The sequence below is a fragment of the Reinekea sp. G2M2-21 genome, assembly GCF_015687175.1.
Lineage (GTDB): Bacteria > Pseudomonadota > Gammaproteobacteria > Pseudomonadales > Natronospirillaceae > Reinekea.
The window spans coordinates 228,645-239,625 of record NZ_JADPQG010000007.1; the positions used below are offsets into that span (position 1 = coordinate 228,645).

Annotated in this window: 13 protein-coding genes and 1 pseudogene; 1 reads left to right on the forward strand and 13 read right to left on the reverse strand. The window is 43.8% G+C overall.

The genetic code is table 11. The features are described from left to right. Nucleotides 1–205: 205 nt before the first annotated feature. The 4 genes from IYN85_RS21395 to IYN85_RS26215 form a co-directional block, all read right to left on the reverse strand. Nucleotides 206–1,474 (reverse strand): tyrosine-type recombinase/integrase, encoded by a 1,269-nt coding sequence (locus tag IYN85_RS21395; protein WP_196160996.1) that lies wholly within the window; start codon nucleotides 1,472–1,474, stop codon nucleotides 206–208. Between the two features lie 362 nt (nucleotides 1,475–1,836). Beyond that, nucleotides 1,837–2,127: a NadS family protein gene (gene nadS / locus IYN85_RS21400; RefSeq protein ID WP_196160997.1), complete on the reverse strand. Its 291-nt coding sequence runs from the start codon at nucleotides 2,125–2,127 to the stop codon at nucleotides 1,837–1,839. After that, nucleotides 2,120–2,440: a type II toxin-antitoxin system RelE/ParE family toxin gene (locus IYN85_RS21405; RefSeq protein WP_196160998.1), complete on the reverse strand. Its 321-nt coding sequence runs from the start codon at nucleotides 2,438–2,440 to the stop codon at nucleotides 2,120–2,122. Before IYN85_RS21405 ends, nadS begins: the two co-directional genes overlap by 8 nt. Before the next feature lie 439 nt (nucleotides 2,441–2,879). Beyond that, nucleotides 2,880–3,290 (reverse strand): LPD1 domain-containing protein, encoded by a 411-nt coding sequence (locus IYN85_RS26215; RefSeq protein ID WP_196160999.1) that lies wholly within the window; start codon nucleotides 3,288–3,290, stop codon nucleotides 2,880–2,882. Nucleotides 3,291–3,348: 58 nt separating this feature from the next. On the opposite strand from IYN85_RS26215, the gene IYN85_RS21415 reads away from it, so the two are divergent. Continuing rightward, nucleotides 3,349–3,513, forward strand: coding sequence for a hypothetical protein (locus IYN85_RS21415; RefSeq protein WP_196161000.1), 165 nt, complete (start codon nucleotides 3,349–3,351; stop codon nucleotides 3,511–3,513). 110 nt (nucleotides 3,514–3,623) lie between these two features. Here IYN85_RS21415 and IYN85_RS21420 read toward each other — a convergent pair whose 3' ends face one another. From IYN85_RS21420 to IYN85_RS21460, 9 genes and pseudogenes are all read right to left on the reverse strand, one after another. Continuing rightward, complete coding sequence (locus IYN85_RS21420) at nucleotides 3,624–3,827, reverse strand: hypothetical protein (protein WP_196161012.1); 204 nt, start codon at nucleotides 3,825–3,827, stop codon at nucleotides 3,624–3,626. Then, nucleotides 3,802–4,187 (reverse strand): annotated as a pseudogene (locus IYN85_RS21425) (DUF4158 domain-containing protein); the annotation flags it as partial. The gene IYN85_RS21420 and the pseudogene IYN85_RS21425, both read right to left, overlap by 26 nt. Before the next feature lie 190 nt (nucleotides 4,188–4,377). Further along, nucleotides 4,378–4,734 (reverse strand): GIY-YIG nuclease family protein, encoded by a 357-nt coding sequence (locus tag IYN85_RS21430; RefSeq protein ID WP_196161002.1) that lies wholly within the window; start codon nucleotides 4,732–4,734, stop codon nucleotides 4,378–4,380. Between the two features lie 161 nt (nucleotides 4,735–4,895). Then, on the reverse strand, nucleotides 4,896–5,327 hold the full coding sequence (locus tag IYN85_RS21435; RefSeq protein WP_196161003.1) for a hypothetical protein: 432 nt from the start codon (nucleotides 5,325–5,327) through the stop codon (nucleotides 4,896–4,898). 107 nt (nucleotides 5,328–5,434) lie between these two features. Next, the gene (locus IYN85_RS21440; protein ID WP_196161004.1) at nucleotides 5,435–7,165 is read right to left on the reverse strand and encodes a DEAD/DEAH box helicase; all 1,731 of its coding nucleotides are present in this window, start codon (nucleotides 7,163–7,165) and stop codon (nucleotides 5,435–5,437) included. Continuing rightward, on the reverse strand, nucleotides 7,162–7,548 hold the full coding sequence (locus IYN85_RS21445) for a hypothetical protein (protein ID WP_196161005.1): 387 nt from the start codon (nucleotides 7,546–7,548) through the stop codon (nucleotides 7,162–7,164). Before IYN85_RS21445 ends, IYN85_RS21440 begins: the two co-directional genes overlap by 4 nt. A 1,051-nt stretch (nucleotides 7,549–8,599) precedes the next feature. After that, a complete protein-coding gene (locus IYN85_RS21450; protein ID WP_196161006.1) occupies nucleotides 8,600–9,469 on the reverse strand; it encodes a hypothetical protein in 870 nt (289 codons plus the stop codon). Between the two features lie 651 nt (nucleotides 9,470–10,120). Next, entirely contained in the window at nucleotides 10,121–10,336 is a 216-nt protein-coding gene (locus tag IYN85_RS21455) for a hypothetical protein (protein ID WP_196161007.1), read from the reverse strand. Between the two features lie 303 nt (nucleotides 10,337–10,639). Continuing rightward, complete coding sequence (locus tag IYN85_RS21460) at nucleotides 10,640–10,921, reverse strand: hypothetical protein (RefSeq protein WP_196161008.1); 282 nt, start codon at nucleotides 10,919–10,921, stop codon at nucleotides 10,640–10,642. Nucleotides 10,922–10,981: the final 60 nt, after the last annotated feature.

Consider the following 10,981-nt stretch of genomic DNA (forward strand, 5'->3'; position numbering starts at 1 on the left):
CAGATTCTTGTTCGGACTTCATTCGTTTATAGGCTTCGTCAAATGATTCTTGAACAAGCCTGAAAAGTTGTCGAGAAGTGGCTATTTGATGAGATCGGGGCCAAATTTGCATGAAATCCACCTAACTCATTGAAATATATGGGATATATGACGAATTCGGGCTCATTTGCACATCAGTTCAAGCCAACCTATAGACACATTTGTGCTATTTGGTATGTGGATTGGCACGTAATACGTGCTGGTATATCATTGTTGTTTCAACGCTCTCGTGTCCTAATCGTTCCATTGTGGCCTTGAGATCGTTGGTCTTCTTGAGGAAATAGGTAGCATGTGAGTGTCGCAGCCAATGGGCCGACGCCTTATCCAAAACAGATGCCTGCCGGAGGAGTTCGCCGTGCCTGGCTTTATCGGTAGTTGCGTATCGCTCACTTTCATCCACTTTCGACTGTGCAGCCAGAGAGAAAGCCCATCGCAAAATTTGATCGATGCGTCGATCCGAGATGGAATCCTGACAATTCTCCCGAGGGATTAAAGGTGTTCGTTCGCCGTAGAGTGGGGTGGCGGAGTTCAAGCCGATCGCAAGCCGAAACTCCCTCGTGGATTCAACCAGATCTGGTAGGAAATCGATTGGACGGGGCTTGTCTCCTTTACCGATGACATGAAGTGTCCAGAAGTCGGACCGGCAGGTTAGGTGGCCCATTGTGTGTTGAGCGACTTCAGATAGTCTAAGCCCGGTACCGACCAGCAGCTGTATCAAGTAGCGGGCTCGGATAAATGGGAACTCTTTGCCCCCGGCCACGGCCACCGCCTTTTGTCGGCTGTACAGAACATCTACGGTGAAATCGATTAGATCAACATCCACAAACCGCTCCTGGACCTGCCGATGGGTATGGGCTTTTTTCGCCCCGCGGCGCCGGCGCACGGCTAAAGGGTTGCCTACGAGGTATTGGGCATCGACCAGATAGGTAAACAGGGATTCAATGATCTTCTCAGCTTTTTTTGCGGTCCCGGGGGCCAGGCCAGTGACTACGGGCATATCCTGAGTGGGGTCAGTCACTGGGGGCTTCTCTCGACGGATCTCAAACGGACGCCAAGCTGGATTTGGCACGGTGTCTTCTAAGCGATCGTTCCGCAACATACGGCGGGTTTTGGGGCCACACCAATTGGCCATCGGCGTTGGGTTCGACAAAAAGGTCACGTAATCGAGCCAGTCATCACGGCGGATGTCGGACAAAGGTTTGTCGGCAGTATGAATCAGCCACAATGCAAAACGCTCTACTTCACGACAATAGGACCGGAAAGTGCGCGGGTTGTCTTTATATTCTCTCAAGAACGCCAGCATGGCCGACCAATCGTTGTCAGCGGTAATCATTCCATCACCAGGATTGCGGTTGTAACCCGGTGGCCATTCCGGTGGTGTGCTATAAAAACGGGGGTTTCCGGTACGATCATCGAGCAGCGGTTGAATGGTCATAATTGGGATTTTTGGTGATTTTTTACCACCTTATCACACTACTGAGTATAAGAGTACTCAGAAATTTGTAGTGTACACTACAAATAATTCGTCTTTTGGTTATTTGCATTGATCTAGTTATAACAAACACTTTGCTCAAGTCCGCTACTACATTCAATTAAATCAATGACTTATGCGCTTTTCATGCGAAGTTGAGCTCGATGTCGCTATTTAGCCAATAGTCTGCTAAGGGGATGAATGAAAATTGGTTTCAATGCCACACAAAGGCAGTAATGTGTAACGAGTCGACATTACGAAGTTACTCGTTTAAGTCAGCAAAGGTAGGTAAGCAGTCATAGATGACTGCCTGGTGATGCCTGCTCTTAGCTGTGCAATGCACGTATGGCATGCTCTGGGTCATTCTCTAAGATCTTCAACAAAGCCTTAGCTGGTCCAGTCGGGTGACGTCTGCCCTGCTCCCAGTTTTCTAAAGTGCGCTTACTGACACCGATCATTACGGCAAAACGACTTTGGCTTAGGCCAATCTTTTCCCGAATTTCCTTTACTTCTGGCTCTGGAAACTCTGTAATAGCGCTCGCCGCTTTTTGACCACGAACAATCTCGTCCATCTCTTCAACGCTGGCCAGTAATTCATTAAACATTTCGTTATTCATCAGACCACCTCTCTACAATCGTCTTCAGGGCTTTCTTCTGGTCGGCTGTCAGATCTTCTTGTTCGTTTTTAGGATAGATATACAGCATGAAAATTTGATCATCAGCGGTCTTCCAGTAATAGATAGCTCTAACACCGCCGCTTTTTCCTCTGCCTTCGAGCTTCCAGCGTACTTTCCTTAGTCCAGCAGTACCTTGAATCACACTGCCCATATCCGGGCGGCATACCAAGGCTTCTTGCAACTCTTTGTATTCGTCATCACTCATTAGCTCTTTTATACGCCGAGTGAAGAAACTGGTTTCAACAATAATCATAGGTCGAGACTATACGCCTTTGGCGTATAAAATCAAGATTCGGTCAAATTCTAGAAATTGCAAAGAAATGACAGGAAGACCCCTGCCTGGTTGGTATTAGAAGGAATCTTCTGCAGTAAAAGGTCTATCGCAGTCATCACAGCTAATGTTCAGGTTAGCCTTGCCATAAACCTTTGCTCTGCAGCCTTCACAGACGTATTTGGTCCGGGTTGGTTTCTTTGCGACTTCCCGTTGAACAAAGGTATCCGGAGCCAGCGATCCTAGCGGTTCTCGACCCCTTTATCTCCAAAATACTCGGACAGGGGCACAAATAGATCTTCGAGACCGAGTTGATTTTAATGGATTTTTGCATAGTTTTTGTCATGTTGGTTCCTCGTTATAGGATGTTATTTTGATTCGCTTCATCATTAAAAGCGAAATGGATAATCCCACTGTTTCTTCAGGTACCAAACAACCTCATGCCAAAGGCATAAGGCAATAGTCTCTTAAAAGCTTGGTTAATCTCGATTCTCTCTTTGCCAATGGGATAAGGGTGCATTGTATTGTCGGGGTAGTCATCCTGAGTTGTACCGGTCACTAACCACTTTGTGCCGTTACTGTCACTTGTAATTGTATCCTCAATAAATGCTTCGAAAGCTCTCGCCATTAATTCTTCGGGCAAATCCCAATACTTCCTGCCACCTTTTTGAGCCGTAATCTTTTGAGCGCAAGCAACGTATTTTATTGAATTTCTTACAACAGATACGATTTTATGAAATGCGAGGAGCTGGTGTTTTTGCTCCAACGTTTGGGAAGCAACGGGCTTGTCTCTGTACCAAAGAAGGGGTTCTATGTAAGTAAAGGCCCGCACTGTTCAACTATTGCGGTACTCAGGTGCCATCTTTATAATTCATCGATAGGAATCGAAAATGGAAAGCAAAACTATGATCAGTACAAAACAAATTACTTTTGGATGCACTGCTGGGGGAGCTAATAAAATAAGTCCTCAGTTAAAGTCTATCTTACGTGACAATAAAAAGGGGGAGCTGAATATAGTGTTTGTTGAATGCCTGCCTCAAAAGGCGGCAAAATAGGTATTAAAGACAATTTTCAATGTTGTTTTATTATGGGGTTCTAGGGATTTTCCCTCCATGGATTGCAATTCTCTCTACAGGCCCCGTCATTCATAGCTTGTAGAGGGGTATTACTTCTCTGAGTTCGGTATGTAATCCTCGATTGACGCCATCAAATACTCAATATCCGGTGCGTCATCGTCCTCTGCAAACAGATATTTCCCTCTAAAGTTTATGTTTCTCCAAGCAACAGGTGATGCTCTTTTGATGGTGTCTGACAATTCGTCTTTGCCCTGGCGCTCAAAGCGTGAGTCCTGTTTGATGTGTACGATCATTCCAAGTTTCTACGGCTAGTATCGATAAAATCCGGTCATAGATGCGAGATTTTTGGTCTGCTTTGAGGCTGAAGCGACGGAACCTCATGCCATCAAAGTAGCGGTCAGCGATAAATCGCAAGTCAGCCTGCATTGATTTGAAGTTGGGACTTAACAATATGGGCTTAGACCTGAAATAGCCTAATAACGCAATGGCGGTTATACGGTACTTACGGTCTCGGATTCGGTTAATTTCCAGCAAATGCACGATCGCTGAGATTGAAAAAGAAGCGTTGATCGGCTTCAGAAAAAGAAGGGGGCAGAGTAAAGTTCGTCGACTTCAGCAGTTGTGAGTATCGATAATCGTCTTTGTTTGAGCATGCAACCATCCAAAAATCAGTTAAAATACCGATAATTGGAACAAGATTGAAATTAATGCGCCTCTACAGGCCATGAATGACGGGGGCTACAGAGGGAATTGCAATCCATGGAGGGAAAATCCCCAGAACCCCTACACGGAACCCCTACTTCCAGCACTAAAAACGTCAGTGAGCTACGATCAAACAGATAATCAACATAACTCTCGATCTTCAATATTAAGTAGATCGTATCCTAACCAGTGGTATTCAGCGATTTTTTCTTTTTCCAACTGGCGAGCTTCATCATATGTGTCAGCGTAACAAAGTACTTCTATGATAGGGAGCTCACCCGAAAATACCTTCTTAAATCTGCGCGCATGAGCCCTCTTCCTCTTTTTGAGATTTTGGGTTTGCCCTATATAGACCGGTTTTAAGTTATGAGGATTCTTAATGAGGTATATACAATACCCATTGTCTATTTCAAGGTTAATTTTAGTGTTACCACCACGTTCTTTATTTGCAGAAATAACTTCTCTGCGTGTTGCGTATTTTCCACTGCTTACCAACATGTGCGCTATCGAAGTGGGAGTTCGGCCAGATACATTACTTAGCTGTTCTACTGTATCTCCTTGGTCCCATCTAGCGACTAAGTACTGATTGCTCTTTGATGTCATCGTTCACATTGTTTCCTTCATATTTACTGAACTTCGGTCCTTGATTTTTGTATCCATCATAGTAACTCAGAAGTTCTAATAGCCCTCTCAACTATTACACCAAGAAGACCTCTTAGTTCGTCGCTTGTATACCCGTTGTCCCAGACTTTTAACTTATAAATGCCACCTTCCTCTTTGATTTTGAAGCTAGGCTTGGGCTTAATCACACTTGGAAACAAACCAGTAATTACAAGTCGATCACCCCTAAACCTCTCAACGTTATAATTTGATTCGCTAGGCTGAATGGATGTAATGTATTCTCGTTTTAATGATAAGGAATACTCTGTATTGAGGTAATCTTCCAGATATTGAAACTCTGAATAAATCTTAATAACCCCAAGATGCAATGCCATCGAAATGATGATACTTAACAATGCAGCGATTAATATAAATGCTACACCTAATTGTGCGTTTTGTTGAAGTAAATTTTTTTCGCTTTTTTCCAACATTTAACCACCTATTTTGCCTTGGCTTCTTCACGTGTTTTTTCTAATATCTATTTTCAATCTTATGAGCTCTGAGAGTTTCTGTTTTATCTTAAATTGGTTCTACTAACTCAGATCAAAACCAGTTGATCTTCAGTTGATACCGTACGAGTTTCAACAGTATCAGGTATCTGTACTTTTCTCTGTTTCAAAAATGCCCTGGCCATTCTTTTAATTCGATCTGGATCTGATTGCTGAGTTTCCTTACGCATACCCGGGTCTTGAATGCCACGGCCTTGCGATTCCTTAAGCCCCAATACATCGAGCATTACAGGGTCTGAACCATAATTTGTCACAGCATAGAATGCGAATACCTCATCTTCCTGACCATCACGATCCAATCGACCGTTGGCTTGTACATGAATGTTCGGGGCGGGATCAAGTTCTCCATGAATCGCAGTACTGCAGCGATATTGTAGTCCATCCGTTCCAGAGCCAGAACGTAAACTCATGATCAAAACATCTGTTTCACAATTCAAAAACCGCTGTTTGTTTTCTTCTTTCTGAGCCAGGGTTTCACTTCCGGTAAACATCGCGGGTTTTAGATCATATAATTCATTATTCCAGATCCTGTAAACCTCTCGATGCCAACCAAAAAGAATTACAGGGGTACCTGATTCCACAAACATACGAACCCACGCTGCTACAGCTTTAGCTTTAGAGATGCCAGTTAATTCACGCATCCGCATATCGAATTCTCGGGCTGCTTGTCCTGACTCCTCAAACGAACCGGTGAGAGTAGTGATAGCCAACTTTTCTGCGAGGGCTTCCGCATCCGCCACTGACTTCTCATCGGGATCAATCCAGTAGAGTTCTGGTTTCAATTGTTTGGCTTCCTGACCCACGTCCTGTTTACGTCTGCGAAGCACAACATTGTTTTCAACCAGGTAAGAACCCAGTGCGTCTGGATCGCGCACAACTTTTTTCGCACCGAAGTCCCCATCACACCACTCTCGGACAAATTCATCAGCGGTACCTAACAAGTCAGGCTTAAACAAGCTAATAATGTTGTAAGCTTCAATGCCGTAACCATAGATCAACGTGGCAGTCAGTCCAAATTTGATATCAACCACCTGACAAATTTGAAACGCTGCTTCACCTTTGTTGGTATTACGTCCGTGTCTCAGTTGCTGAACTTCATCGAACGCAATAGCTTTGACCCAACCAGCACTTAAGACATCGACCCAGCCAGCCAACTGAGTGTATTTAAAAATGTAAACGTCCGAAGGCGGCAAATCATACGGTTTATTGGTTTTGGCTAAATGAACGGTTCCGGCGATAAATGATTGCGCTTTCTCGTACCACTGTTTTTGCAGATGCGGTTCGCAAATGATAACCAGCGGTGCACAGTTGGCCAGAGTATAAAGACCCAAACCGCTGTAGGTTTTTCCTAACCCAACATCGTCGATGAGAATCCCCGATTGGACAATGCCCGCCCAATCTAGGAATATGTTTTGATAACCCCGAAAAACCTGACCTTTTTTTAAGCCGCCTCGTTCGGTTGGTTGATAGTCTGGTAGTTTAATGCGATCCGCTTCGGCCTGATTCACCAAGTAAGCTTCTGTTTGCTGTTTCAAGTATGTACTGTCTTGCTCGGCAACCACCAGAGGATACCGTTGGGTAAACCATAAAATATCGGCGGCGGTATCTGGGGAGTGCGTGAGTTCAAACCGACCGGTCGCTCCGGTGGCTACCCGCGGGAACATACGTTTCAGCCGAATAGCGACGTGGGCTTCCAGATGTTCAATGACCCAATGTTGGTTGGCGTTATCGAAGGCTAGGTTGCCGTATGTGCGGATCATAGGTGGGCCACTCCCAAATGAAGAACACGTACCGGTTTACCGTTCACCGGACTAGGCAAGCCTTGCGCGCGACCGGTGGCAAGAATTAAGCCCCTGATTTCGGGAAACCCACAGTAACGCTCTACTTGTCGATACACACGGGCTTTGCTCCACTTCTTGCTGGCTTTAATTTCCAAGCCAATCTTCGAAATTGGAAAATAGAAGTCGATTCGATTGCTTGAGTCCAACCGAAACTCCGCTTCGAAAGTGACTCCCTGCGTGGTCAAGAATTCACATATTTGTTGTTGACACAAAGCTTCGTCCTGATAGTCGAACGCGCGTTGCAATAGCAGTTGGCTTAGCAATTGCAAACTGTGTTGTGTCTTGGTGACATAAGGTACCATCGATTTACCCTCGCGCTTCATGTGATACTAGGATGATCCCAAATTTATGGGAAGTATTTTTGCATGCTTCGACATTTTGGGTAGCGTATCTTTCAATACTACTTTTACTTTGTATTCGCTATGGACGAATTGAGTCTTTAATTCGGCTTACTGCCTGGTTAACCAGTGCAGCTTCCTCATTTGTCAGACCATCAACACCGACATAATGAGCTTTAACAATCGCAGCAGCCTGATCTGAGTTCAAAACAGCTTACACTTGAATATCATCTGGTCCTAGCATGTCTTTGTAATATTGCAGTGTTGCCATCGATTTTTCCTTTAACTATTTCTTACCCGAAACCGAATAGAATTTAGAGCGACGTAATCGTGCAATTTGGTCGCTTGTTAAGTAGTCTGCCTGAAATAGCGCCCGAGTTATGCCGACTGATATTGTTTCGAAGAACAGACTAAAGCCTCCTCTCAAAGATGCCCACAAACTCGGACACTGAATGCCCAGTCGCTCGAAGCGAGTCCTCAAAAAGATTCCAATTATCAGCCATGCAAACAGGCCAAACGTCATCCACAAAAGAGGCAAGATAATGATGGAGCTAATGAAGATTTGTAGTAGTTCAAGCATTGCGATTTTTCCCTTCTCTCGAATTCTTTATGTATGCACTACATTATAGTTCCCATTGGGAACTATGCAAGCCTTTTCACTACTAATCAGGTTGCCTGTACATCAGCTAGATTATCGAATGTTTCGATATGCGCTGATATGTACTTTGGTTCCTTTTGATTACCCGACAAGTACTCACTCATTTTCGGCTTCTGTAAATGCCGACACTGTAAGCTCTGCGCGCAATCGAAAAACTGGCCTAAGTGTTTTTTCCGACAATGAACCTCCTTCTTCCTATACTGCATCGCCAGTATATATTTCATGGTATTTGGCACTAGATTCACCAGGCCACCTCTCTGTGAAGTTAACTTCAGACGTGCAAAATAACTTACCTATTTTTAATCGGCAAATGATGCTACCGCCTCAGAGCTGACACCTTCCATTATTTCAACTGATTCAGTTGTAATGATCTTGCTTTAAGCAATTCAGCGAAGAGAAGCCGCGAAGACTTCCGGGTTTGGCAAATACGGCTGTCTGAGGAGGATAACCATAATCAAGTCGACGTCTAATTGTACTTTGTGTATTTCCAGATCTGTTTGCCCAATCAGACAAGGTCCTTGTCTCGTTTTCGATGGTAATTAATCGTAAGTCACTTCTTGAGTCTTGGCGCGCTCTGATCGCCTCTATTATTTTATGGAAGTGTGTCGGTTTAGGTTTGTGCTTTGGAAGGGGTTTACCAATTTCCTTACTATATTTCTGTAATGTTGCATCCGCAATTCCCGTAATATTTGCCAAAGTGTGGCAACTGATGTTTTGTTGCATTGCAATCTCTATTAGAGTTTTAAAGGACATGCCCTGATTGGTTAAAACACGGTTATTCAAAAGCTCAAATGACCTAGGATGCTTGTATCCAACTCGCTTAAGTCGATAACATAGATTTGAATAGTCTAGCTTCCTGAATTTTGACATTTGCGCGAGGCTATCCCCTCGATTTCCAGCAGCAATCGCCATTCGTACCAACCTTGTTTCGAACTTGATTCGTTTGAGTTCTATAATGCCATTTAAGGCGTCTTCTCCAATTTCTAACCGTTTTCGTATCGTTTCTTTGCTATGTCCGAGACTCGCAGACAGTCTTAAGTATTCTGAATACGTTAAGCTTAGATTCGGCACAATTTGATCACACAGATTTTCCGCCTTTGATGGAATTTTAACCTTGTGTTTTCGCCGAATTCTTCTCAAGAGGTGATGGGAAATCTCATATTTAGTCTTGAGCTCATCTTCTATTGATAATGGGTTGCAAGTAGCTCGTAGTTCGTAGTTCTTCAACTATTAGGTCTTCGGCGGGGTGAATGATAGTTTCCTGATTAAAGCGGCTATTAACAACCCTAGGAAGGTCAATTCTTTCGGCGCAACATGCATTGCAACTTCTACTTAATCCAAACGGTTGTTGCTGGCTATGACGATAGAATTCGGTATCAGCCGGGTAGTACTCTTCACAGTAATAGCAAAATTTCTCCAACTGATTTGTTATCTCGCACTTCTGAAATAGCCCTGAGCTAATCCGTCTAGAATAGGAATAGTGGGTTTCGATCGGGCTATAAATTTGTTTCATCGGATACCGTTGGTAGGAATATACTGGCATTTGGAATAGAATGCGTCCAAATCCCCCCAATACTGATCAATCATGCTATTTTCTTATAGCAGTCTAATAGTATACTTTTGAACAGCCACTAATACCGTATCGTAACTTCATTGCACGCCATTTTAGATACTGACTGACAGCTTTTTGCTAAATTAAGCATAGGTTTTAGGAGTCGTTTTCCATCCTGAATCTAGTCTCCTATTCTTTTTGCATCTATTACCAAATCTATCACTGCTACTGAATATCTGGCCCATCCCAAAACAGCCAATATAAAACTTCATTAGATGGATTGAAAGGATCCGTGTGATTTGTACACGGTAGCTTAAATACTCAACCTACCGATTGGCATAGTGATGTTCCGCACAATCAAAGCAACAAAAAACATCTTTAGTTTGCGGATCGACAAAGTCTGGGTCACTGTCAATCATCTCAACATCACACCCCATACAGCTGAAACTATCTTCCAACTGTTCATTTGACAACTGGCGTCCATAGTAAGGGGATTTTGGTGGTAAAACGATTTGTGGATTGGCACTACCCCGAGCAATCATACGTATACTCCTTAATAAATTTACATTTTAATAACAAGTCGATAGGCTTTGGCTATCATTCCGTTCCTTTATTCCCATTAAGTGTTATCTTCTTCGTTAATGTCCAGTAATACTGACTGTGCTTCGCAACTTATGCAGCGACCTAAGTTGTTCGCAACCAACTGATTGACACTCTCTCGACCGTAAATGGAACCACATTTCTGGCATTTGAACTGGTCACCCAAAACGGGACCACCTGTGAACGCATCAACAGCTGGATTTATGTTATTCCACCTCATAAGCCGCTCAGATTTTACCTTTGCGTTACGCGAACTTGTATTGTTCTTCACCATGAGCTTCCCAGGAATATGTTGCAGGCCAGGCACCCATAGTGCCCTGAGAAACAATATTATAATAACACCTATAATCACCGGTATTGCATGGCGTTGTTTTTACCCAAACATGCTCAGGCTTACCAAGTGGCCAGTCATAACCATCCTCGAGCACCTGCGCCATAAAAACATCTGGGTCGTGATGACCCTTCGACATTACGATATAAGTGTCACCACCAACGTTCTGCACTTCCAATGGGTATTTCTTTGCCATGTTTATTCCTACTTGTTCTGTGATTGATAATATGAACCCCAGCTCTCAGGTAAGTTCGCT